Raw genomic sequence first — 23,444 nt, 5'->3', positions numbered from 1 at the left:
TGTCTCCTTGTCAGGCTTCCTGTACGGCGGCGATCAGCCCGGTCGTCGACCGGCCCGGCACGCTGGCCAGCACGACGGTCTCGGCGCCGATCCGCGCCAGCGACGCGGCCTCGGGCAGCTCGCGCCCCGAGTAGTCGCCGCCCTTCACCCACACGTGGGGACGCAGCCGCTCGATGACCGCGTCGGGGGTGTCCTCCTCGAACACCATGACGGCGTCCACGCAGCCCAGGGCGCGCAGCACCTCCACCCGGTCGCGCTGGCCGACGACGGGCCTGCCGGGGCCCTTGAGCCGCTTGGCGGAGGCGTCGGAGTTGACGCACACGATCAGCGCGTCGCCCAGGGCCCTGGCCCTGCGCAGGAGGCTCACGTGCCCCGCGTGCAGCAGGTCGAAACACCCGCCGGTGGCGATGAGCCGTCCGCCGCCCGACCTGACCAGCTCGGCGACCTCCATCGGAGTGCGCGGCCGGTCGCCCATCTCCTTGGCCAGTTCGTGGCCGCGCAGCCGGATCGCCGCCGCCCCGCCGCTCTCCACGAACCTGGACGCCTCGCCGACACCGACCGCGACCGCGTCCTCCACCGGCAGGCCGTCGCGCAGCGCGAGCGCCGAGGCTCCGGCGAACCGGTCTCCCGCGCCGCACACGTCGTGGCCGGAGGTGAGCGTGGGCGGCGGGACCCTCCGGTAGTGGCCGCCGGCGTGCGCCAGCGTGGCGCCCCGGGCGCCCAGCGTCACGGCGACGGCCTCGGCCCGCAGGATCCTGGTCAGCCGCCTGGCCGCCTGGTCGGGGCCGAGGTACGGCTCCCCGCACATCTGCACGGCCTCCGACTCGCTCGGCGTCACCAGCGCGCACCCCGGCACCGGCGTGACGCCCCTCGGGTGCGGATCCCACACGACCGGCACGTCCACTCCGCTGAGCAGCTCGCGAGCCGCTCCGGTGACGCCCCTGCCGTAGTCGGAGACGAGCACGGCGCCCGCCCCGCGGACCGCCCTCAGCGCGGCCTCGGTCGCCCTGGTCACGGCGCGGCCGTCGCCCGTGTCCATCCGGACCAGCGTCTGGCCTCTGGCCCTGACCCTGGTCTTGCGGACGGTCGAGCCGCGCAGCGGGAGCGGCACCACCTCGAGATGGCCGTTCAGCAGCCCCCGCAGCACCCGGCCCTGCGGGTCGTCGGCGAGGGCGGTGACCAGCACCACCTCCGCACCGTCCCTGGCGGCCAGCAGCGCCGCCAGGCCCGCGCCCCCCGGACGCAGCCGTTCCTCCTCCACGTCGACGACAGGGACGGGCGAGTCGGGTGCCAGCCGGTCGGCCGCCCCCTCGATGTCCACGTCCAGCAGCGAGTCGCCGATGACGACCAGCGGTCCCCCGTTCACGCGCACGCCTCCTCGATCGAGTCGCAGAGCATGTGGATCATCGCCAGGTGCACCTCCTGCACGGTGGCGGTGTCGTCCGCGGGCACGGCCACGACCTCGTCGCAGAGCGCGGCCAGCGGGTTCGGCGCCCGCCCCGTCAGCGCCCACGTGGTCAGCCCCCGCTCGCCCGCCGCCCGCGCCGCCGCCAGCACGTTGCCGCTGGAACCGCTGGTGGACAGGCAGATGAGCACGTCGCCCTCGCGGCCGTGCGCCCACACCTGGCGGGCGTAGACCTCCTCGGCGCCGAAGTCGTTGGCGATCGCCGTCATCGAGGAGGTGTCGGCGTGCAGCGGCATCGCGGCGAACGGCTGCCGCTCACCCCTGAACCTGCCGACCAGCTCGGCCGTCAGGTGCTGGGCCTCGGCGGCCGAACCCCCGTTGCCGCAGGCCAGCAGCCTGCCGCCGCCCGTCAGCACACTCGCGAGCTTGCGGCCCCACGCCTCGACGACGGGCGCCTGGTCGGCGGTCAGTTCGAGCGCCGAGCTCAGTCTGGTCAGGTGCCTGTGCATGTCGCCCTCCCCATCCGGCCCTCGAGGACGCTCTGGTAGACGGCCTCGGTCTGCTCGGCCACGTGCGGCCAGCCGTACATCTCCCTGGCCTTCCTCGCCCCCGCCGCGCCGAGCTGGGCCCGCCGCGCGGGGTTGTCCAGCAGGTCGCGCAGGGCGCGGGCGAGCGCCTGGGGGCGGCGCGGCGGCACCAGGACGCCGCAGCCCGCGACGGTGTCCAGGTGACCGCCGACGGCGGAGGCGATCACCGGCACGCCGCAGGCCATCGCCTCCAGCGGCACCATGCCGAACGGCTCGTACCACGGGACTGTCACCAGCACGTCCGCCGAGCGCATCAGCGCGGGGACCCGCTCGCGGGGCACGCTGCCGATCACCTTGACCCGGTCGGCCAGGCCGTAGGCGGCGGCCAGCTCGGCCAGCCTGTCCGCCTCGGGATCGCCGGCCTCGCCGCCCGCGATGACCAGCTCCACCCCTGGAAGATCGCGCAGCGCGCGCACCACGGTGTCGACGCCCTTGCGCGGCACCAGCCTGCCGATGCTCAGCACCCGCATGGCCGCGCCCTTCTCGGCCTTCGGGCCCTCCGGAGTGAAGTGGCCGAGATCGACGCCGCACGGCACGATCGTGACCCGGTGATCGGGCACGCCCATCGCGCGCAGCTCGGTCACCTCGTCGGTGCAGGTCGCGAGGACCGCCGCGGCCCGCTTGCCGATCTGGGTCTCCATCGCGATCCGTCCCGGCGGGCTGGTGTCGGCCCGGCCCTGCCAGCGGCGCTTCACCGTCCCGAGCGCGTGGAAGGTCTGCACCACGGGCAGGCCGCGCGCGGCCAGCAGGGCCGCCCTGCCGCTCATCCAGAAGTGCGCGTGCGCCACGTCGGGCGGGCGCACCGCCCACCGGCGGGCCAGCTCGTCGGCGAAGGCCGGCATGTACGGCGGCAGCTCGTCCTTCGGCACGTGGGTGGCCGGCCCCGCGGTGATGTACTCCACCCGCACCCCGTCGGCCAGCGGCACGCTGCGAGGCTGGCCCGGCACGCTCCGCCTGGTGTGCACGACGACCTCGTGACCGCGTCCCGCCAGAGCGGCGGCCAGGGCGGCGACGTGGACGTTCTGCCCGCCGGCGTCGACGCCGCCGACCGCCGCCAGCGGATCGGCGTGCTCGGATATGAGGTCGATTCTCATGGGACCAGCTCCCTCACTGCTTTGACGACCTGTTCGGCCGTCACCGTCGACAGGCACGGGTGGCCTCTGACAGGACACAGACGCGCCCTTGAGTCCTTGCACGCGGCCCGCTGGTCACCCAGCAGCACGTACGGCACGCCGTAAGGGGCCCAGCGCTCGGCGGGCACGACAGGGGAGAACAGGCTGACCACCGGGGTGCCGACGGCCGCGGCCAGGTGCGCGGGACCGGTGTTGCCGCAGACGAGCGCGCACGCCTCGCTCAGCACCCCCGACAGCTCGGCCATGGTCGTCATGCCGCCCAGGTCCACGGCGTGGCGTCCGGCGACGGTGGACGTCAGCGCCTTCTCGCTCCCGGTCCCCGTGACGACGACCCGGAAGCCCTCGGCCACCAGCGCCTCGACCGCCTCCCTGTGCCGCTCGGGGGGCCACGCGCGGGCCGGGGCGGTGGTCCCCGGGTGCACGACGACGTAGCCGGGCGGCCCGGCCAGGCTGGGCGGCGGCGTCCTGACGGCCAGCCTGCCGTCGTCGCGTGGCTCGTACCCCGCGGCCCTGGCGACGGCCAGCATCCGCTCGGCCTCCGGCAGGTGCCTGCTCTCGTCCACCCGCACCCTGACGTCCAGGAGGGAGCCCGGGTAGTCGTTGCTGATCGCGGTGATCCGCCCGACCCCCCTCAGCCGCAGCAGCAGGGCCAGCGGCAGCGCCGACTGGTGGAAGGAGGTCAGGATCAGCGCCTCGTCCGCGTCGGGCAGCAGCGCCATCAGCCTGGCGACGTGCTCGCCGGTGACGGGCGGCGGATCGGCGTCGATCCACGGGGTCCGCCACTCGATCACCCGGTCCACGCACGGCAGCAGTTCGGCGGCCGCGCGGCCCAGTGGTCCCGCCAGCAGCACCACCTCCTCGGCCCGGGCCCGGACGGCGCGGATGGCGGGACCCGCGAGCAGCACGTCTCCCGCGCTGTCGGGCCTGGCCACCAGGACGGTGCCGCTCCCTGGGCCGCTCCCTGGGCCGCTCCCTGGGCCGCTCACCGGCGCACCCGCAGTTCGCCGCGCAGCCGGTGCAGGCACGCGGCAGGCGGGATGGCGACGCTCGTGACCACCATCCTCGCCACCTCGCCCGGCGTCCGAGGACCTGGCGCGATGCGCTCCCACGCGAACTTGACGGTCAGCGCGGCCCATCCGGCGGCGCTGAGGGCGAACGCGAGCGCTCCGGGAAGCCCGCGTAGCGCGTGCCCTCGGCGGCCCGCGCGGTTCCTCGCGAGGGCGGTCGCGAGGGCGATCGCGGTGAGTCCCAGCGCGGTGGTCGCGGCGTGCCGGGGCAGCAGCCCGCCCGCCCCGATCAGCGACCTCCACTCGGGCCCGTGGATCCGCCGCATCAGCGCGTCGTCCGCGTTGCCCCGCTGGAAGCGCACGCTCGACCAGAACCCGTCGTCCCGCACCGGGTGCCGGGTCACCCGCTCGCCCCTGACCAGCCGGAACCCCGCCTCCCTCAGCCTGAGCGCGAGATCGGCGTCCTCCCGGTAGGCCCGGGGAAAGCGCTCGTCGAAACCCCCGACCTTCTCCAGCGCGGCGCGCCGGTAGGCCATGTCAGCGGTGATCCACTCCGCGTCGGCGAGCCCGGCGGTGTTCCGTTCGGCGTCGGTCGGACGGCGGTCGCGGGGCAGCGGCACCTCGATGCGGCCCTGGCTGCCCGCCACGTTCTCGGGCAGGCCCTCCAGGTCCTTGACGAGCGCCTCCACCCAGCCCTCGCCGGGCACCACATCGTCGTCCAGGAAGACCACCCACGGCGTCTGGGCCGCCCGCCAGCCCGCGTTGCGCGCGGCGGCCGGGCCCCTGCGCTCGGTGTCCTCGACCACGATGACGGGCACCCCCTCGGGGATGGCCGCCTTCAGCGAGGCGCGCCCGATCGTCGGGATCACCACAGTGATCATGTCGCCGCCCTCCTCACCACGAACGGCCCCATCACGAGCACGTCCACCGGCGAGGAGCCGAAGCACTCCAGTGCGTCGCGCGGCGAGTCGACCATCGGCCGGCCCGCCGTGTTCAGGCTGGTGTTCACCACCACGGGCAGCCCCGACAGCTCCTCGAACCTGGCCAGCGCGGCGGCCAGCAGCGGGTGCCGCTCCGGCGAGACCGTTTGGATCCTGGCCGTCCCGTCCACGTGCACCACCGCCGGGATGCGCTCGCGCCACTCAGGCCGCACGTCGTGGACGAACAGCATGTACGGCGAGGGCACCGGCCCCCTGCCGAAGATCTCCGCCGCCCGCGACTCGAGCACCATCGGCGCGATCGGCCTGAACTGCTCGCGCCCCTTGACGTCGTTCAGGCGCTCGGTGTTGCGGGCGTAACCCGGGTGCGCCAGCAGGGAGCGGTGGCCCAGCGCGCGCGGGCCGTACTCGCTGCGGCCCTGGAACCAGGCCACGATCAGGTCGTCGTTCAGCGCCCGCGCCACCTCGCCGGCCAGATCCTCGGGCCGCGAATACGGCACGCGCGCCACGTCCAGCCACGCGGCCAGCTCGCCCTCGCTCCACGCCCTGCCCAGGTCGGCGCCGCGCATGGGCGCCACGGGCTCGCCGTGGGCCTGCGACAGGTGCAGCGCGCCCCCCAGCGCGGTGCCCGAGTCGCCCGCCGCGGGCTGCACCCAGACGTCCTCGAAGGGGCCCTCGGACAGCAGTCGCGTGTTGGCGACGCAGTTGAGCGCGACACCTCCCGCCATCGCCATGCGCCGCGCGCCGGTCCGCTCGTGCAGCCAGAACGCCAGCTCCAGCAGCACCTCCTCGAGGCGCGCCTGCACGCTGGCGGCCAGATCGGCGTGGTCGGCCGTCCACGTCTCGCCCTTGTCCAGGCGCTTGGCGAAGCCGCCCCAGTCGATCGGCTCGATCCTGAACCCACCGTCGCCGGTCGTCGTGACCAGCTCCCTGAGCACGTCCAGGTGGCGGGGCGTGCCGTAGGAGGCCAGCGCCATCACCTTGTACTCGTCGCTCGACCGCAGGAAGCCCAGGTGCTCGGTCACGTCCTCGTACATGAGACCGAGCGAGTGCGGCAGCTCCTGCGCGGCCAGCGTGGTGAGCTCGCCGTCGCGGTAGTGGCCCGCCAGGTGCGAGACGGCCTCCCCCCGGCCGTCGCACACCAGGACCGCGCACTCGTCGTACGGCGCGGCCAGCCCCGCCGAGGCCGCGTGCGCCACGTGGTGCGGCACGAAGCGCACCTGGGCCGGGTCGAGCCCGGGCAGCGCGGTGGCCAGGAAGCTGGGCGCTCTGGTGGCGTAGGTGGTGCGCAGGTCCTCCCACGGCGCCGCGTGCTCCTCCCGCACCAGCGCCGGGTCGTACGAGTAGGCGACCGCGTCCAGATCCTCGGGCCGCAGGCCCGCCTCGGCCAGGCACCAGGCGGCGGCCAGCTCGGGCAGCTCCCACGCGGAGAACGGCACCGGCCTCTTGCCGTGCTTACGGCGGCTGAACCGCTCCTCTTCGGCGGCCGCGACAACCTCACCATCGACCACAAGGGCCGCAGCGGGGTCGTGGAACACCGCGTTTATCCCCAGAAATCTCATGAACTTCCTCCCCGAGGAGAACCGCTACCGAGAGAAGCGCTTGTTAAACACACAGCTCACGGGGCAGCGGCCGGACATGCTCTCTCGTCGACCGACCGCGGCGGTTCTCTTCGACCGCGACGACACGCTGATCAGAGACGTGCCGTACAACAACGACCCGAAGCTCGTGGAGCCCATGCCGGGTGCTCTGGAGGCGTTGCGGACGCTGCGTGAGCGCCGCATCCCGGTGGCCGTGGTGACCAACCAGTCGGGCGTGGCAGAGGGACTGATCACGCCCGACGAGCTCCACCAGGTCAACGAGCGGGTCGAGGAGCTGCTCGGCCCCTTCGACGCGTGGGCCATCTGCGTCCACGGCGAGGACGACGGATGCGTCTGCCGCAAACCGGAGCCGGGACTGGTGCTCCGCGCGGCCGGGACGCTCGGGGTCGAACCCGCCGACTGCGTGGTCATCGGCGACATCGGCAGGGACATGCAGGCCGCCAGGGCCGCGGGGGCCAGGGCCATCCTCGTGCCCACCCCGCGCACGCTGCCCAGCGAGATCGTGGCCGCCCCCGAGGTCGCCCATGACCTGCGCGAGGCGGTCGAGTGGGTGTGCGGATGAACATCCTGCTCTGGCACGTCCACGGCTCCTGGACCACCTCGTTCGTCCAGGGCCGCCACACCTACCTGGTGCCGCTCACCCCCGACCGCGGCCCCGACGGGCGCGGCAGGGCCACGAGCTTCGAGTGGCCCGCCTCCGTCCGGGAGGTGCCCTTCGACCGGCTGCGCGACGAGGACGTCGACGTGGTCGTCTACCAGCGGCCGCACGAGATCGACCTGGCCGGATCCTGGCTCGGCAGGCCGGTCCCCGGCGTCTACGTCGAGCACAACACGCCCAGGGGAGATCCGCCGGCCACCCGGCACCCGCTCGCGGGCCAGTCGGCGATCCCGCTCGTCCACGTCACCCACTTCAACGCCCTGTACTGGGACAACGGGTCGGCCCCCGTCCGCGTGATCGAGCACGGCGTCGTCGATCCCGGCCATCTCTACACCGGCGAGCTGCCGCGCGCGGGCGTGGTCATCAACGAGCCGGTCCGCAGGACGCGCGTGGCAGGCACCGACCTGCTGCCCGCCTTCCAGGTGCCGATCGACCTGTTCGGGATGAATACGGACGGCCTGCCGTACCCGGGTTACGACCTGCCCCAGGCCGAGCTGCACGCGGCACTGGCCCGGCGCCGCGCCTACCTGCACCCCTACCGCTGGACCTCGCTCGGCCTCTCCCTCATCGAGGCCATGATGCTCGGCCTGCCCGTCGTCGCGCTGGCCGCCACCGAGGCGATCGAGGCCGTCCCCGCCGACGCCGGCGTCCTGTCCACCAGGCTCCCGGTGCTGGTCGAGGCGCTGTCCGCGTTCGTCTCAGACCCCTCCCTCGCCGGTCAGTACGGCAAGGCGGCCCGCCAGGCGGCCCTCTCCAGGTACGGAATCACCAGATTTCTTGCCGACTGGGACAGTTTGCTGGGCGAATCTCCGGGTACCCCGTGTGCGCACAACGCCCACTGACAGGTCTGGAACATCATGTTCATCCTCGACCGCTCGCGCCGGGCCGCCTGCCTGGACGAGGACCCTGAAATCTTCTTTCCCATCTCGCTCGAGGGCGCGGGACAGGCCCAGGTGGAACACGCGAAGTCCATCTGCGGCGGCTGCTCCGTCAGGGCGGCCTGCCTGGACTACGCGCTGTCCACCAGGCAGACGGACGGCGTGTGGGGCGGCACCACCCCCACCGAACGCCGCACCCTCCTGCCCTTGGCCTCCTGAAACCCGCGTCTCTTGAAACCCGCGTCTCTTGAAACCCGCGTCTCTTGAAACCCGTGTCTCTTGAAACCCGTGTCTCTTGAAACCCGCGTCTCCTGAGACCTGCGCCTGTTGAGACCCGCGCCTCCTGAAACCGCGGCTTCTGCGAGACCGATCGAGGCCGCCGCGGCGCGGCCCTTGACGAGGTGGGCCGAGCCGCGGCGAAGCCGTCAGGCGAGACTGATCAGGTCCGCGTAGCTGGCGTTCCAGAGGTCTTCGACGCCGTCGGGCAGCACCAGCACACGCTCGGGGCGCAGCGCCTCGACCGCCTCCTCGTCGTGGGTGACCATCACCACCGCCCCCTTGTACGCGCCCACCGCCGCCAGCACCTCGGCGCGGGAGGCCGGGTCGAGGTTGTTGGTCGGCTCGTCGAGCAGGAGCACGTTCGCCCCCGAGCTGACCAGCCCCGCCAGCGCCAGCCGCGTCTTCTCGCCGCCCGACAGCACCCCCGCCGGCTTGTCGACGTCGTCGCCGCCGAACAGGAACGAGCCGAGGATGGTGCGAGCCTCGCCGTCGCTCAGCCCGGGCGCGGCCTGCGCGAGGTTCTGCCTGACCGTGCGGGCGGGGTCGAGCGTGTCGTGCTCCTGGCCGAAGTAGCCGAGCCGCAGGCCGTGGCCGGGCACGACCCGGCCCGAGTCGGGCGCGAGCCGTCCGGCGAGGATCTTCAGCAGCGTGGTCTTGCCCGCGCCGTTCAGTCCCAGCACGACGAGCCTGGAGCCCCGGTCGACGGCCAGGTCCACGCCGGTCAGGACCTCCAGGCTCCCGTATGACTTGGTGAGGCCGACCGCGCCCAGCGGGATGCGTCCGCTCGGAGCCGGTTCGGGCAGCCGGATCCTGGCGACCTTCTCGGTACGGCGGGCGGGCGCCACCCCCGCCAGCATCCGGTCGGCGCGCCGGGCCATGTCGCGGGCCCGGACGGCCGTGGCCACGTTCGACCGCATCCGGTCGGCCTGGGCGTGCAGGGCCGCGGCCTTGCGCTCGGCGGCGGCCCGCTGCCTGGCCGTGCGCCGCTCGGCGGCCCGGCTGTCGGCGAGGTAGGTCTCCCAGCCGGTGTTGTGCACCTCGAGCGCCGCCAGGTCGGCGTCCAGCCGCCAGACCCTGTTGACCACGTCGGCCAGCAGTTCGGTGTCGTGGCTGATGACCACCAGACCGCCCTGGTAGGAGGCGAGGAAGGTGCGCAGCCACGCGATGGAGTCGCCGTCGAGGTGGTTGGTCGGCTCGTCCAGCAGGAGCGTGCCGCGCTCGGCGAACAGCACCCTGGCCAGCTCGACGCGGCGCCGCTGACCGCCGGACAGGGTGCCGAGCGGCTGGGACAGCACCCGGTCGGGCAGGCCCAGCCCCGCCGCGACCCTGGCCGCCGCGGCCTCCGCGGCGTATCCGCCCCGAGCCTGGAACTCCGCCTCGGCCCTGACGTAACGAGCCATGGCCCGCTCGCCCGCCGTACCCACCCCCGCCGAAGACCGGCCCGAGCCGGACCCACCCGAGCCGGGGCCGCCCGACCCGCCTGGGCCAAGCACGCCCGACGACGGCCCACCCCACGAAGACCCTCCCAAGGCTGGCTTGCCCGAGGCGACCTCGCCTGCGGAGAGGTCGTGCGCGGTGAGGTCGTGCGCGGTGAGGTCGTCGGCTGGGATGGCGGCGAGGGCGAGTTCGGCGGCGCGCAGGGCGCGGACGGCCTCGTCCATGCCGCGGGCCGACAGGATGCGGTCGATGACGGTGAGCGAGGGATCGGCGGCAGAAGGGTCCTGGGGGAGATAGCTGGCGGGCCCCGTGCGGACGACGGCGCCCGCCGCGGGCCTGCCCTGTCCGGCCAGGATCCGCATCAGCGTGGTCTTGCCCGCGCCGTTGCGGCCGACCAGGCCGATGCGGTCGCCGGGGGCGATGTGGGCGGTGATGCCGGACAGCAGGAGACGCGCGCCGACGCGCACGTCGACGTCACGAAAGGTAATCATGAAGTAACGCTCCGGATAAGCTCTTGGACACAACGGTATGCGAAGGCGGGTGTCCTAGCTAAGAGATCCGGGGCGTAGACATGCCACCAGGGTAGGCGCCCCCTCCACCGGCGCGCACCCGGTTTTTCGGTCAGGCCAGCCCGGCGCCGCCGTCCACGGTGAGCACGGTGCCCGTCACATAGGCGTTGGCCATCACGAAGAGCGCAGCGGAGGCGGCCTGACAGGAAGCGAGCAGGCATGTCGGGGAACGAGCGGGCCTGATCGGCAGCGGGGTCAGCGGTCCCGGCCAGGGGTGGCGTTGCCGGGCAGGTCAGCCGGGCGGGGTCAGCGGGCCAGTTCCATGAAGCGGGCGCGCTCGTCGTCGGCCAGCCGGTCGACGAACAGCACGCCGTCCAGGTGGTCCGCCTCGTGCTGGAGCACCCTGGCCAGCGTCCCGATGGCCCGCACCGTCACCGGCTTGCCGTACATGTCGCGCCCGCGCGCCGTGACACCGAAGGAACGCTCCAACGGCCACCAGAGGCCGGGCGCGGACAGGCACGCCTCGTCAGCCACGACCGTCCGCTCCGACAGCTCAAGACGCGGGTTGACCAGGTGCCCCGCCTTGCCGTCGTAGTCGAAGACGACCACCCTGGCCTGCACCCCGATCTGAGGCGCGGCAAGGCCCGCCCGGCCCGTGCCCTGGCGCATCGTGAGCGTCAGCGCCTTGACCAGGCTCCGAAGCTCCTTGTCGAACCCGGTCACCGGCTGCGCGACGGCGCGCAGCACGGGATCGTCGAAAGCGCGGATGCGCTGCACGGCCACGGCAACTCCCCGAGAACGTTGTCGTCGTCCAGGAAACGATTCCCATTGCGGCCCGGGGCGAACCGTCGGGTTCGCCGGCGAACGAGCGGGATCTGTTCCACGGCTCTTTCGTCCTGCTCACCGGGTGATCGGCCGAGGAGTGACCGAAGGCCGCACGGAAGGCAGGCGGGCGCGGGCGCGTCGGAGCACTCCGACCTCGGCGGCGAGGGCACGGGGCGGGTCGGGCCGACCGCCGTGTGACCCGGCGCGCGGAGGGGCCACCCGCCGTCCCTCCGGCGGCGCGTTAACGCCGTGTTGCCCGGGTGAAACACATGCATTGCATGTTACGGCTGTGAGGCACATGTAACCGGCGCACCGTCACACATCGTCAAGGTGCGTAACCCGCTCTCCCTACGGTCGGTCGGTATCCCCGAACCGTAGGAGGAACGATGGCGCGCTGGATCGCCGACTGGCACCCTGACGACCCCGCATTCTGGGAGCGGGACGGCAAGCGGGTGGCCAGGCGCAACCTGGTCTTCTCCATCCTCGCCGAGCACCTCGGCTTCACCGTCTGGACGTTGTGGAGCATCGTCGCGGCCAAGATGGGCAGCTACGACTTCACCACCGACCAGCTGTTCTGGCTGGTCGCGCTGCCCAACCTGATCGGCTCCGCGCTCCGGATCCCCTACACCTTCGGCCCGGCCCGGTTCGGCGGGCGCACCTTCACCGTGGCCAGCGCGCTGCTGCTGCTCATCCCGGCGATCCTGCTCGGCGTCGCGGTCAGCGATCCCGGCACGCCGTACTGGCTGTTCCTGGTGATCGCGGCGACGGCCGGGTTCGGCGGCGGCAACTTCGCCTCCAGCATGGCGAACATCACCTACTTCTACCCCCAGCACAAGCAGGGCTCCGCGCTCGGGCTGAACGCGGCGGGCGGCAACATCGGCGTCAGCTCGGTGCAGCTGGTCATGCCACTGGTGATCGGCGCGTTCGGGCTCGCGGCGGCGGGGTGGTTCTGGGTGCCGTTCGTCGTGGTCGCCGCCGCCTGCGCCTGGTTCTTCATGGACAACCTGGCCAGCGCCAAGGCCAGCCCCCGCGAGCAGTGGGCGGTGGCGGGCAAGGCGCAGACCTGGGTGATGTCCTTCCTCTACATCGGCACGTTCGGCTCGTTCATCGGCTACTCCACCGCCTTCCCCCTGCTGTCGAAGAGCCTGTTCCCCGACTCGTCGTGGGCGGCGGTCGCCTTCGTCGGGCCGCTGCTCGGCTCGCTGATCAGGCCGGTCGGCGGCTGGCTGTCCGACCGGCTCGGCGGCGCGCCCGTCACGCTCTGGAACTTCGCCGCGATGGGCGCGGGCGTCGTCCTGGTCTGGCTGGCCAGCGCCTCGGGCAGCTTCTGGCTGTTCTTCCTCGCCTTCCAGACGCTGTTCGTCACCGCGGGCATCGGCAACGGCTCCACCTACCGCATGATCCCCGCCATCTTCCAGGCCAAGGCCGCCGAGGAGTTCGGCACCAGCGAACAGGCCCTGCTGTACGGCAAGCGCCAGGCCTCCGCGGCGATCGGCATCATCTCGGCCATCGGCGCGTTCGGCGGCTTCCTCATCAACCGCGGCTTCGGCATGTCCTTCGCGGGGACCGGCAGCCCGGCCGCCGCCTTCGTCGCCTTCGGCCTCTTCTACGTCGCCTGCTTCGCCCTCACCTGGTGGTGCTACACGCGCACGGTCGGCGTCGCCAGGGTCCCCAGCCTGGCCCACGCCCGCGTCTGACCCCTCACTTGCGCGGTGAGCCGCTGTTAGCACGTTAGTAACAGAAGGGACCCCGGTGTGAAACGGCCCAAAAGCACCATCGATCTCGTGACCGCTCCCACTCTCACCCACTGCCCGTACTGCGCCCTGCAGTGCGGCATGGCGCTGACCGTGGGGGAGCGGGTCACCGTCGAGGCCACCGACGCCCTGTGCCAGAAGGGCTGGACCGCGGCCGAGCTGCTGTCCAGCCCCGACCGGCTGACCACGCCGCTGCTGCACGGCCGCCCGGCCACCTGGGAACAGGCACTCGACCACGTGGCCTCCCGCCTGCGCGAGGTGCGCACCGAACACGGCCCCGACGGTGTGGCCGTGTTCGGCGGCGGAGGGCTCACCAACGAGAAGGCCTACCAGCTGGGCAAGTTCGCCCGCGTGGCGCTCGGCACCAGCCAGATCGACTACAACGGCCGCTTCTGCATGTCGTCGGCGGCGGCCGCGTCGATCAGGGCGTTCGGCGCCGACAGGGGGATGCCCTTCCCGCTGACCGACCTGGCCGAGGCCGACGTGGTGCTGCTGGCGGGCGGGAACGTGGCCGAGACCATGCCGCCGATCGTCAGGCACCTCACGCGGCCCGCGCTGATCGTCGTCGACCCGAGGCGTACCGCGACCGCCAAGCTGGCCGCGCTGCACCTGCAGCCCACGCCGGGCACCGACCTGGCTCTCGCGCTCGGCCTGTTGCACGTGGCGATCGCCGAGGAGGCGCTCGACGGCGAATACATCGCCCGCCGCACGACCGGTTTTGAAGCGGTTCGAATTTCGGTGTCGGAATGGTGGCCCGAGCGGGTCGAACGGGTCACGGGTGTTCCCGTAGCAGCTATCCGCCAAGCCGTACAAATGCTGAAAAATGCGGATAAAGCGGTGGTGTTAACGGGAAGGGGAGCCGAGCAACACGCCAAAGGCACCGACACCGTCACCGCGTTCATCAACCTCGCGCTCGCGCTCGGCCTGCCCGGCACGCCGGGCTCCGGCTACGGGTGCGTGACGGGCCAGGGCAACGGGCAGGGCGGCAGGGAGCACGGTCAGAAGGCCGACCAGCTGCCCGGCTACCGCAAGATCGACGACCCGGCCGCCCGCGCGCACGTCGCCGCCGTGTGGGGCGTCGAGCCCGAGACGCTGCCCGGCCCCGGCCGGTCGGCCTACGAGCTGCTCGACGCGCTCGGCACCGGGGAGGGCCCGAAGGCGCTGCTGGTGTACGGCTCGAACCCGGTGGTCTCCGCGCCCAGGTCGGCGCATGTCACCGAGCGGCTGAAGAGCCTCGACCTGCTGGTCGTCGTCGACTTCGTGCTGAGCGAGACCGCGCGCCTGGCCGACGTGGTGCTGCCCAGCACGCAGTGGGCCGAGGAGAACGGCACCATGACCAACCTGGAGGGCCGGGTCCAGCTGCGCAGGAAGGCCGTCGAGCCGCCTGAGGGGGTGCGCTCCGACCTCTGGATCATCCAGCAGCTCGCGCTGCGGATGGGCCACACCTGGCCCGCCGAGCCACGCGAGGTCTTCGACGAGCTGCGCCGCGCCTCACAGGGCGGCACGGCCGACTACTCGGGCATCACCTACGAGCGCGACGGCCTGTTCTGGCCCTGCCCCGAGCCCGAGCACCCCGGCACGCCGCGGATGTTCCTCGACCGCTTCCACACTCCCGACGGCCTGGCCAGGTTCGTCCCCGTCCAGCATCGGGCCGCGGCGGAGGAGGCCGACGCCGACTTCCCCGTCTACCTCACGACGGGCCGGGTCCTCGCCCACTACCAGTCGGGCGCGCAGACCCGCAGGATCGCCCCGCTCGTCGAGGCCTCGCCCGAGCCGTTCGTCGAGCTCCACCCCGACCTCGCCGAGCACCTGAGCATCGGCGCCGGCGACCTCGTGCGCGTCAGCAGCCGCAGGGGCGCCACCGAGGGCGTGGCCAGGATCAGCGACGCGATCAGGGCCGACACCGTGTTCATGCCCTTCCACTGGGAGGGCGCCAACCGCCTCACCAACCCCGCGCTCGACCCGACCTCACGGATGCCGGAGTTCAAGGTGTGCGCGGTCAGACTGGAGAAGGTCGCACGGGAGCGAACCCGACGCAGTGAGCGGAGTGGACGGGCGAGGAACGAGCTCGGCCGCGTAGCGAATGAGGAGCGGTGAGCGACCAATGAGAATCATCGTCGTCGGCAACGGCATGGCGGGGGCGCGCCTGGTCAGCGAGGTGCGCGCCCGTGACAAGGAGAGCAAGGTCACCGTGTTCGGCGCGGAGACCTGGCAGCCTTACAACAGGGTGCTGCTGTCGAACGTCCTGGCCGGGAGCTCGGGGCCCGACCAGGTGCGCCTGCTGGATCCCGCATGGTACGGCGAGCACGGCGTCGAGGCGGTCCTCGGCACCCCCGTCGTGCAGATCGACAGGGAGACCCGGACGGTGATCGCCGAGGACGGGCGGCGGGTGCCGTACGACGTGCTGGTGCTGGCCACGGGCAGCCGCGCGATCGTCCCGCCGATCCCCGGCGTCGAGCGGGCGATCCCGTTCCGCACGCTCGACGACTGCCAGGCGATCCTCGCCGCCAGCCGTACGAGCTCGAAGGCGGTCGTGATCGGCGGCGGGCTGCTCGGCATCGAGGCGGCGCGCGGCCTGGCGGGCCGCGGCCTGCCGGTCACGCTGCTGCACCTGGCCGGCCACCTCATGGAGCGCCAGCTCGACGCCGAGGCGGGGCTGGTGCTCGGCGAGACCCTCGCGGGTCTCGGCGTCGAGATCCGCACCGGTGTGAGCGCGGCCGAGGTGCTGCCCGAGGGCGTACGGCTGGCCGACGGCACGCTCGTCGAAGCCGACCTGGTGGTGCTGGCCTGCGGCGTCAGGCCGGAGACGGAGCTGGCCGCGCAGGCGGGCCTGGAGGTGCGCCGCGGCGTCGTCGTGGACGACGAGCTGCGCACCGACGATCCGGCGATCTTCGCGATCGGCGAGTGCGCCGAGCACGACGGCGTCGTCTACGGGCTGGTCGCGCCCGCGTGGGAGCAGGCCGCCGTGGTCGCCGACGTGATCACCGGCGCCGCCAAGGACGCCCGCTACCGGGGCTCGCGCCTGGTCACCAGGCTCAAGGCCAAGAGCGTGGAGCTGGCCGCGATGGGAGAGACGCATCTGACCGAGGAGCACGCCGAGGTGGTGCGCTTCAGCCATAGGGCGCGGGGCACCTACCGCAAGCTCGTCATCCGCGAGGGCCGCCTGGTGGGCGCGATCCTGCTGGGCGAGAGCGCCGCGGTGGGCACGCTCACGCAGCTCTTCGACAGGGGCGGGCCGCTGCCGGGCGACCGGGAGGGACTGCTCTTCCCCGGCGTGTCGGGCGCGGCGGTGGCCGACAGCCCGGTCAGGATGCCGGACTCGGCCAAGGTCTGCCAGTGCAACAACGTGACGAAGGGCCAGATCAGGGCGTGCTGGGAGTCCGGCGCGCGTGACGTGACCGCGGTGGCCGCCGCGACCAGGGCCACGACCGGCTGCGGCACCTGCCGCGACGCCGTCGAGGGCATCGTCGGCTGGCTGTGCGAGCAAGAGGGGGTTTCCGCGTGAACAGACTTGTCGTGGTGGGCTACGGCCCGACGGCGCACCGGCTGGTCGAGACCCTGCTGAACAGGGGCTTCGACGGGACGATCACGGTCATCGGCGAGGAGCCCCGTCCCGCCTACGACCGGGTGGCGCTGACGTCCTACCTGCAGGGCTCCAGCTTCCAAGACCTGAAATATCCGGATCTGGCGGGGGTGGTGACGCGGCTGTCCACCCGGGTGACCGGCATCGACAGGGCCGCCAAGGTCGTGACCACGGCCGAAGGACACGCCGAGCCGTACGACACGCTGGTGCTGGCCACGGGGTCGGCGCCGTTCGTGCCGCCGGTGCCCGGCGCCGAGGACGCCTACGTCTACCGCACGATCGACGACCTGGAAAGCATCAGGGCGGCCGCCGCGGGAGCCACGAGAGGCGTCGTCGTCGGCGGCGGGCTGCTCGGTCTCGAGGCCGCCGACGCGCTGCGGGGGCTCGGCCTCGACACCCACATCGTGGAGCTCGCTCCGTGGTTGATGCCCCGCCAGGTGGACGAGGGCGGCGGCTCGGTGCTCAAGGGGCACATCTCCAACCTCGGGCTGACCGTGCACGCGGGCGTCTCGCTCGCCTCGATCGAGCCCGGCCGGGTGGTGCTCAGCGACGGCGGCGTGATCGGCGACGCGGTGGTCGTCTTCTCCGCCGGCATCAAGCCGCGCGACGAGCTGGCCAGGGACTGCGGCCTCGAGGTGGGTGAGCGCGGCGGGATCGTCGTCGACGCCGGCATGCGCACCGCCGACCCGTCGATCTACGCGGTGGGCGAGTGCGCGCTGGCCGGCGGCACGGTCTACGGGCTGGTCGGCCCCTGCTTCACGCAGGCCGAGGTGGCCGCCGACCGCGTGCTCGGCGGCGCGTCGGCCTTCGAGGGCGCCGACCTGTCGACCAAGCTCAAGCTCCTCGGCGTCGAGGTGGCCCAGTTCGGCGCGATGGAGGGCGCGCTCGACGTCACCTACATGGACCCGGTGGGCGGCGTCTACAAGAGGCTGTTCATCTCCGACGACGCCCGGACGCTGCTCGGCGGGATCTGCGTGGGCGACGCCGCGCCGTACACCACGCTCAAGCCCTTCGTCGGCAAGCCGCTGCCCGCCGCCCCCTCCGACCTGCTGTTCACGGGGTCGGCGGCCACCCTCGACCTGCCCGACGACGCCCAGGTCTGCTCCTGCAACAACGTCACGGCGGGCACGCTGCGCGAGGCGATCAGCGACGGCGTGAGCGACGTGCCGGGCCTCAAGGCGTGCACCCGCGCGGGCACCACCTGCGGCTCGTGCGTGCCCATGCTGAAGCAGCTGCTGGAGAGGTCGGGCGTCGAGCTGTCGAAGGCGTTGTGCGAGCACTTCGACCACAGCAGGGCCGAGCTGTTCGACATCGTCCGCGTGCGCGGCATCACGACCTTCTCCGAACTGATCGCGCTGTGCGGCAGGGGGAGGGGCTGCGACATCTGCAAGCCCGCCGTCGCCTCCATCCTCGCCTCGCTGCACAACGGCCACGTGCTGGACGGCGAGCGGGCCGCGCTGCAGGACACCAACGACCACTTCCTGGCCAACATCCAGAAGAACGGCACCTACTCCGTCGTCCCGCGCATCCCCGGCGGCGAGATCACCCCCGAGAAGCTCATCGTCGTCGGCGAGGTGGCCCGCGACTTCGGCCTCTACACCAAGATCACCGGCGGTCAGCGGATCGACCTGTTCGGCGCCCGCGTCGAACAGCTCCCGCAGATCTGGAAGCGCCTGGTCGACGCGGGCTTCGAGTCCGGCCACGCGTACGGCAAGGCGCTGCGCACGGTGAAGTCCTGCGTCGGCTCCACCTGGTGCCGCTACGGCGTGCAGGACTCCGTCGGCCTGGCCATCGCCCTGGAGCTGCGCTACCGGGGCCTGCGCTCCCCGCACAAGCTCAAGTCGGCGGTGTCGGGCTGCGCCCGCGAGTGCGCGGAGGCCCGCTCCAAGGACTTCGGCATCATCGCCACCGAGCAGGGCTGGAACCTCTACGTCGGCGGCAACGGCGGCTTCAAGCCCCGCCACGCCGACCTGCTGGTCTCCGACGTCTCCACCGACGAGCTCATCAGGATCATCGACAGGTTCCTGATGTTCTACATCCGCACCGCCGACCGCCTGCAGCGCACCGCCGCGTGGGTGGAGTCGCTGGAGGGCGGGCTCGACTACCTCAGGTCGGTGGTCGTGGACGACTCCCTCGGCATCTGCGCCTCGCTGGAGGAGCAGATGGAGCGGCACGTGGCCACGTACGTCGACGAATGGCGCGCCACCATCGAGGACCCCGACAAGCTCGGCAGGTTCGTCAGCTTCGTCAACGCGCCGGGCGTCCCCGACCCCTCGATCGTCTTCGAGACCGAACGCGACCAGATCAAGCCGGTTCTCATCCCCCTGACCCGCCTGACAGGAAAGGAGCACCACCGATGACCGTCGCCGAACTGCCCGCCCGCGTCTGGGTCACCGTCTGCGCCTACGCCGACCTGCTGCTTGAGCGGGGCGCCTGCGCGCTGGTCGAAGGGGAGCAGATCGCCCTGTTCCGCACCTTCGACGGTGGCGTCCACGCCATCTCCAACCTCGACCCCTTCACCGGAGCCCACGTGCTCTCCCGCGGGATCGTCGGCAGCAGGGGCGAGGAGCCCACGGTCGCCTCGCCCCTGCACAAGCAGGTCTTCTCCCTGGTCACGGGGGAGTGCCTGGACGATCCCTCGGTGACCGTGGCGACCTATCCGACCCGAGTGACCGACGGCAGAGTGGAGGTGGGGCGTTGAGCGCCCTGACCGTGGAAGAGGCGAGATCCCCCGAGACGGCGCCCGACGCGCTGGCCGGGTTCACCATCGGGGTGACCGCGACCAGGCGGCGGGAGGAGTTCTGCGCGCTGCTGGAACGGCGCGGCGCCCGGGTGGTCAGCGCGCCGGCGATCAGGCTCGTGCCGCTCGCCGAGGACACCGACCTGCTCGCCGCCACCCGGCGCAGCCTGGAGGCGCCCGTGGACGACGTCGTCGTCACCACCGGCGTAGGCTTCCGCGGCTGGATGGCCGCGGCCGAGGGCTGGGGACTGTCGGCGGAGCTGTCGGAGCACCTGACCCGTGCCAGGCTCCTCACCAGGGGCCCCAAGGCGCGGGGAGCGGTGCGCGCGGCGGGCCTGAACGACCACTGGACGCCCGCCACCGAGTCCTGCGAGGAGGTCAAGCAGCACCTGCTTGCCCAGGACCTGCGCGGGCGCCGCATCGCCGTGCAGCTGCACGGCGAGCCGCTGACCGGGTTCGTCGCCGAGCTGCGCGCCGCGGGCGCCGACGTCATCGAGGTGCCGGTCTACCGCTGGCTGCCCTACCGCGACACCTCGCCGCTGCGAAGGCTGGTCAGCCAGGCCATCTCGGGCGGCGTCGACGCGGTGGCCTTCACCAGCGCGCCCGCCGTCCTCGCCATGCTCGGCTCCGCCCGCGCCGACGGGCTCGAGGACGCGCTGCTGGCCGCCTTCGGCGGCAGGGTCGTCGCCGCCTGCGTGGGCCCGGTGACCGCGCAGCCGCTGGTCGCCAAGGGCGTGCCGGTACTCCAGCCGGAACGCTCCCGGCTCGGCGCCCTCGCCAGGACGCTCGCCAGGCACCTGCCCGAGCACAGCGTGACCAGGCTCGTGGCCGGCGGTCACGAGCTGGAGATCCGCGGCCACGCCGTCGCCGTGGACGGCGAGCTCAAGCCGCTGCCCCCGGCGCCGATGGCGGTGCTGAAGCGGCTGGCCGACAAGCCGGGCCACGTGGTGCCGCGCTCGGAGCTGCGGACCGTGCTGCCCGGCGGCGCCACCCGCGACTCGGCCGAGCACGCGGTCGAGATGGCCGTCACCAGGCTGCGCAGGGCGCTCGGGCCGGGCGGGATCGTCGAGACCGTGGTCAAGCGCGGCTACCGCCTCGCCACCCACCGCGGGGACGGCCTGTGAGGCTGGACGCGCGGGGCACGCTGGTCATCGCCGCGCACGGCACCCGCAGCGCGGCGGGGGAGGAGACGCTCGCCAGGCTCACCGCGCTGGTGCGCGCCCTGCGGCCAGGACGCAGGGTGGAGCTGGCCTATCTCGAGATCAGCCGGCCGCTGCTCGCCGACGTCCTGCCCCGGCTGCCCGGCCCCGTCACGGTGGTGCCGCTGCTGCTGGCGGGCGGCTACCACGTCCACATCGACCTGCCGGACGTGATCGCGAGGTCGCGGCCCGACGCCGCCGTCGCCGGGCCACTCGGCCCGCACCCGCTGCTGGCCCACGCCCTGGCCCGCAGGCTCGCGAGGGCGGGACTGCGGGCGACCGACGCGGTCGTGCTGGGCGCGGCGGGCTCCTCCGACCCCGCGGCCCTCGCCGACGTGCGCGCCGCGGCCAGGCTGCTCGCCGTACGGCTCTCGCGGCCCGTCACCGCGGCCTTCGCCACGGGCGGCGGCCCGACGGTGGGCGAGGCGCTGGACCGCACGCGGTGCGGCCCAGCCCCTCGCGTCGCGCTCGCCTCCTACCTGCTGGCACCGGGCTTCTTCCACGACAGGCTGTCGGGCGCGGGCGCCGACGTGGTCACCGAACCGATCGGCGCCGACCCCGACCTCGCCGCCCTGGTGTGGGCCAGGCACGATCAGGCGGCAGGCTCCAGCCGCAACTCCTTGACGATCTCCTCGGCACTCGCGTCCCGCGAAGGGCCCGCGTCGGCGCCGACGAACATCTCGTAGTAGGCGTGCTGGAAACACCCGGCCAGCAGCAGTCTCGCGCTGCCCACCGGATCGACCGACGCGGCCACCCTGCCGAGTCGCTGCTCGGCCTCCAGGTACCCGGCCAGCGGACGGATCTCGGCCATCGGGCCCAGACCGGTGTCGCGGACGGCCTCGCGGAAGCGGACCGTCACCGAAGGGGAGGTGAAGGCCGGCAGCGCCGCCGACTGGACCTCCGCGTAGTAGTCGATGCCCGCCCGTGCGATGGGGAGCAGATTGTCGCTCACCTGACCCTTCCCCACGAGGTGGGACAGGTTGTGCAGGATTCGCAGCCAGAGCGGGAGGCGGTCCTGGAGCAGCGCGAGGAAGAGGTCGACAGGGCCTCCGCCACGCTCCTCCCTCAGCGACAGCGCCATCTCAAGCACGCGCCGCCTGGTCTCCTGGCTTCTCTGGTGCGGGTCGACATGGGAAGTAGCCATGGTTGCCCTAACGTGCGCAGTCACATGGGTAGGTTCAACGTGGCCGTGCCGCAATTCACCGAAGTTACAGAGTTGTCTTTTCCTGGTCGTGCAATGGTTGCGAGTTGGCGTTCCAGGTATGTGCGAAATACCGCTGGAACGTGCGAGGCACTGATTATTACCCGAAACCATAGAGAATTGTGGCAAGCAACTCCTGAAACTTCCCTGTCAGTTGCCACATTTCTGCCGGCCGCGACGAGCCGTCACGCGGACCTGTCAGAGCGCGTGACTCACTGGTCGCCGGGGTCGTGGTCCCTGCGTCGCAGGTAGCGCTCGAACTCGGCGGCGATCGCGTCGCCCGAGGCCTCGGGCAGCTCGGCGGCGTCCTTGCGCTCCTCGAGCTCCTTGACGTACTCGGCCACCTCGGTGTCCTGAGAGGCGAGCTCGTCCACGCCGTTCTCCCACGCGCGCGACTCCTCCACGAGGTCGCCCAGCGGAATGGGGAGCTCCAGCACGTCCTCCACCCTGCGCAGCAACGCCAGCGTCGCCTTCGGGTTGGGGGGCTGGGCCACGTAGTGGGGCACCGAGGCCCACAGTGAGACCGCCCGCAGCCCCGCCGCGCCGAACGCGTGCTGCAGGACGCCGACGATGCCCGTCGGCCCCTCGTAGCGGGTCAGCTCGAGATTGATCGAGCGGGCCAGCCCCTCGTCGGTCGCCGACCCCACGATCGGCACGGGACGGGTGTGCGGCGAGTCGTTGAGCAGCGCGCCCAGCATCACCGTCAGCTCGATGCCCAGCTCGTGCGCGATGCCCACGATCTCGTCGCAGAAGCCGCGCCAGCGCATGTTCGGCTCGATGCCGCGCAGCAGCACCACGTCGCGCTCGAAGCCCGGCGGCCGGGCCAGCGACAACCTCGTCGTCGGCCAGACGATCGAGCGGGTCAGCCCGTCACCCATCTCCACGATGGGGCGCGTGACCTGGAAGTCGTAGTAGTCCTCCGGGTCCAGCGCGATCAGCGGCTCTGCCTTCCATTCGCTCTCCAGGTGGGCGATCACGCCGCTGGACGCCTCACCGGCGTCGTTCCACCCTTCGAACGCGGCGATGAGCACCGGATCGACGAGCTCGGGGAGCCCTTCGAGCTCGATCACGCGCCGCCTCCTCTCGCTGTTCTCAACGCCTAAGCCTATGCGGTGGGGCGGGCGCTACGTCACTGATCTCCACGGGCGTAATTCGCCGGGCCGTTCCCCGGTGCCGCCGCCCGCGTCGCGCTGACCTGGAGGCGGAGGCCCGTGCGCGACCAGGGGCCGATCACTTTCCCGAGGTGGTGTGCACGACCAGGACGTCGCAGGTGGCGCGGTGGGTGACGCTGGAGGGCACCGACCCGAGCAGCCGTCCCGCCAGGCTGTTGAGCCCTCTGTTGCCGACCACGAGCAGGTCGGCGCGGTGCCGGTCGGCCAGCTTGATCAGGGCGTCCACGGCGTCGCCCTCCTCGGCCGCCAGCACGATCTCCGTCGCCCCGGCGGCCACCGCGTGCTCGCGGGCCGCGCGCAGCGCGTCGTCGGCGGGGGTGGATCCGCTGACCTTGTAGGCCAGGTCGCCGAGCGCGTCGGCGGCGGCCGCCCTGCTGCTCTCGCGCATCGGCAGGTAGGCGCAGGCCAGGACGAGGGTGGCGCCGGTGGCGGCGGCGAGGGAGGCGGCGGCCGACACGGCGCGGAAGGAGGAGGGGGAGCCGTCGGTGCCGACGAGCACGGTGCGGTAGGCCATGAGCGATTCCAATTGGACGTGGCG

At 72.6% G+C, this 23,444-nt stretch carries 21 protein-coding genes; 10 read left to right on the top strand and 11 right to left on the bottom strand.

The genetic code is table 11. The features are described from left to right. Positions 1-10 precede the first annotated feature (10 nt). The 6 genes from H4W81_RS17100 to H4W81_RS17075 are packed head-to-tail and all read right to left on the bottom strand — an operon-like array spanning position 11 to position 6,632. The gene (locus H4W81_RS17100; RefSeq protein WP_192775724.1) at positions 11-1,366 is read right to left on the bottom strand and encodes a PfkB family carbohydrate kinase; all 1,356 of its coding nucleotides are present in this window, start codon (positions 1,364-1,366) and stop codon (positions 11-13) included. Next, the gene (locus H4W81_RS17095; RefSeq protein WP_192775723.1) at positions 1,363-1,914 is read right to left on the bottom strand and encodes a D-sedoheptulose-7-phosphate isomerase; all 552 of its coding nucleotides are present in this window, start codon (positions 1,912-1,914) and stop codon (positions 1,363-1,365) included. Before H4W81_RS17095 ends, H4W81_RS17100 begins: the two co-directional genes overlap by 4 nt. After that, the gene (locus tag H4W81_RS17090) at positions 1,899-3,086 is read right to left on the bottom strand and encodes a glycosyltransferase (protein ID WP_192775722.1); all 1,188 of its coding nucleotides are present in this window, start codon (positions 3,084-3,086) and stop codon (positions 1,899-1,901) included. Before H4W81_RS17090 ends, H4W81_RS17095 begins: the two co-directional genes overlap by 16 nt. Continuing rightward, positions 3,083-4,111: a glycosyltransferase family 9 protein gene (locus H4W81_RS17085; RefSeq protein ID WP_192775721.1), complete on the bottom strand. Its 1,029-nt coding sequence runs from the start codon at positions 4,109-4,111 to the stop codon at positions 3,083-3,085. Before H4W81_RS17085 ends, H4W81_RS17090 begins: the two co-directional genes overlap by 4 nt. Next, positions 4,108-5,013 (bottom strand): glycosyltransferase family 2 protein, encoded by a 906-nt coding sequence (locus H4W81_RS17080; RefSeq protein ID WP_192775720.1) that lies wholly within the window; start codon positions 5,011-5,013, stop codon positions 4,108-4,110. The genes H4W81_RS17085 and H4W81_RS17080 overlap by 4 nt, the downstream gene beginning before the upstream one ends. Then, complete coding sequence (locus H4W81_RS17075; RefSeq protein ID WP_192775719.1) at positions 5,010-6,632, bottom strand: carbamoyltransferase family protein; 1,623 nt, start codon at positions 6,630-6,632, stop codon at positions 5,010-5,012. Before H4W81_RS17075 ends, H4W81_RS17080 begins: the two co-directional genes overlap by 4 nt. Before the next feature lie 76 nt (positions 6,633-6,708). Here H4W81_RS17075 and H4W81_RS17070 point away from each other — a divergent pair, with 76 nt between their 5' ends. The 3 genes from H4W81_RS17070 to H4W81_RS17060 are packed head-to-tail and all read left to right on the top strand — an operon-like array spanning position 6,709 to position 8,426. Continuing rightward, the gene (locus H4W81_RS17070; RefSeq protein WP_225958667.1) at positions 6,709-7,233 is read left to right on the top strand and encodes a D-glycero-alpha-D-manno-heptose-1,7-bisphosphate 7-phosphatase; all 525 of its coding nucleotides are present in this window, start codon (positions 6,709-6,711) and stop codon (positions 7,231-7,233) included. Further along, a complete protein-coding gene (locus H4W81_RS17065; RefSeq protein WP_192775717.1) occupies positions 7,230-8,171 on the top strand; it encodes a glycosyltransferase in 942 nt (313 codons plus the stop codon). The genes H4W81_RS17070 and H4W81_RS17065 overlap by 4 nt, the downstream gene beginning before the upstream one ends. Positions 8,172-8,186: 15 nt before the next feature. Further along, entirely contained in the window at positions 8,187-8,426 is a 240-nt protein-coding gene (locus H4W81_RS17060) for a WhiB family transcriptional regulator (protein ID WP_192775716.1), read from the top strand. A gap of 206 nt (positions 8,427-8,632) precedes the next feature. On the opposite strand, the gene H4W81_RS17055 is transcribed toward H4W81_RS17060, so the two are convergent. Together H4W81_RS17055 and H4W81_RS17050 are read right to left on the bottom strand one after the other, a co-directional pair. Further along, positions 8,633-10,414, bottom strand: coding sequence for an ABC-F family ATP-binding cassette domain-containing protein (locus tag H4W81_RS17055; RefSeq protein ID WP_192775715.1), 1,782 nt, complete (start codon positions 10,412-10,414; stop codon positions 8,633-8,635). A 324-nt stretch (positions 10,415-10,738) separates the two neighbouring features. Next, positions 10,739-11,215: a peptide deformylase gene (locus H4W81_RS17050; RefSeq protein ID WP_192775714.1), complete on the bottom strand. Its 477-nt coding sequence runs from the start codon at positions 11,213-11,215 to the stop codon at positions 10,739-10,741. Positions 11,216-11,643: 428 nt separating this feature from the next. Here H4W81_RS17050 and H4W81_RS17045 point away from each other — a divergent pair, with 428 nt between their 5' ends. The 7 genes from H4W81_RS17045 to H4W81_RS17015 all read left to right on the top strand — a co-directional run bounded on the left by H4W81_RS17045 (position 11,644) and on the right by H4W81_RS17015 (position 21,219). Beyond that, positions 11,644-12,954, top strand: coding sequence for an MFS transporter (locus H4W81_RS17045; protein ID WP_192775713.1), 1,311 nt, complete (start codon positions 11,644-11,646; stop codon positions 12,952-12,954). 138 nt (positions 12,955-13,092) lie between these two features. Then, entirely contained in the window at positions 13,093-15,108 is a 2,016-nt protein-coding gene (locus H4W81_RS17040; protein WP_192780855.1) for a molybdopterin oxidoreductase family protein, read from the top strand. Between the two features lie 7 nt (positions 15,109-15,115). Beyond that, complete coding sequence (locus H4W81_RS17035) at positions 15,116-16,516, top strand: FAD-dependent oxidoreductase (RefSeq protein ID WP_192775712.1); 1,401 nt, start codon at positions 15,116-15,118, stop codon at positions 16,514-16,516. Then, the gene (nirB, locus tag H4W81_RS17030; RefSeq protein WP_192775711.1) at positions 16,513-18,954 is read left to right on the top strand and encodes a nitrite reductase large subunit NirB; all 2,442 of its coding nucleotides are present in this window, start codon (positions 16,513-16,515) and stop codon (positions 18,952-18,954) included. The genes H4W81_RS17035 and nirB overlap by 4 nt, the downstream gene beginning before the upstream one ends. Beyond that, complete coding sequence (gene nirD, locus H4W81_RS17025) at positions 18,951-19,295, top strand: nitrite reductase small subunit NirD (RefSeq protein WP_192775710.1); 345 nt, start codon at positions 18,951-18,953, stop codon at positions 19,293-19,295. The genes nirB and nirD overlap by 4 nt, the downstream gene beginning before the upstream one ends. Next, positions 19,292-20,458 (top strand): uroporphyrinogen-III synthase, encoded by a 1,167-nt coding sequence (locus H4W81_RS17020; protein ID WP_192775709.1) that lies wholly within the window; start codon positions 19,292-19,294, stop codon positions 20,456-20,458. The genes nirD and H4W81_RS17020 overlap by 4 nt, the downstream gene beginning before the upstream one ends. After that, complete coding sequence (locus H4W81_RS17015) at positions 20,455-21,219, top strand: sirohydrochlorin chelatase (RefSeq protein ID WP_318781781.1); 765 nt, start codon at positions 20,455-20,457, stop codon at positions 21,217-21,219. Before H4W81_RS17020 ends, H4W81_RS17015 begins: the two co-directional genes overlap by 4 nt. Here the strand turns inward: H4W81_RS17015 and H4W81_RS17010 are convergent. From H4W81_RS17010 to H4W81_RS17000, 3 genes are all read right to left on the bottom strand, one after another. Then, on the bottom strand, positions 21,126-21,623 hold the full coding sequence (locus H4W81_RS17010; protein ID WP_192775708.1) for a hypothetical protein: 498 nt from the start codon (positions 21,621-21,623) through the stop codon (positions 21,126-21,128). The genes H4W81_RS17015 and H4W81_RS17010 overlap by 94 nt on opposite strands. Positions 21,624-21,946: 323 nt before the next feature. After that, on the bottom strand, positions 21,947-22,804 hold the full coding sequence (locus tag H4W81_RS17005; protein WP_192775707.1) for a PAC2 family protein: 858 nt from the start codon (positions 22,802-22,804) through the stop codon (positions 21,947-21,949). A 160-nt stretch (positions 22,805-22,964) separates the two neighbouring features. Next, positions 22,965-23,420, bottom strand: coding sequence for a universal stress protein (locus H4W81_RS17000; RefSeq protein WP_192775706.1), 456 nt, complete (start codon positions 23,418-23,420; stop codon positions 22,965-22,967). Positions 23,421-23,444 lie beyond the last annotated feature (24 nt).

The organism is Nonomuraea africana (assembly GCF_014873535.1).
Taxonomy (GTDB): Bacteria; Actinomycetota; Actinomycetes; order Streptosporangiales; family Streptosporangiaceae; genus Nonomuraea; species Nonomuraea africana.
Note: the sequence above shows the minus strand (reverse complement) of the source record. Positions and strands in the feature narration are given on the sequence as shown.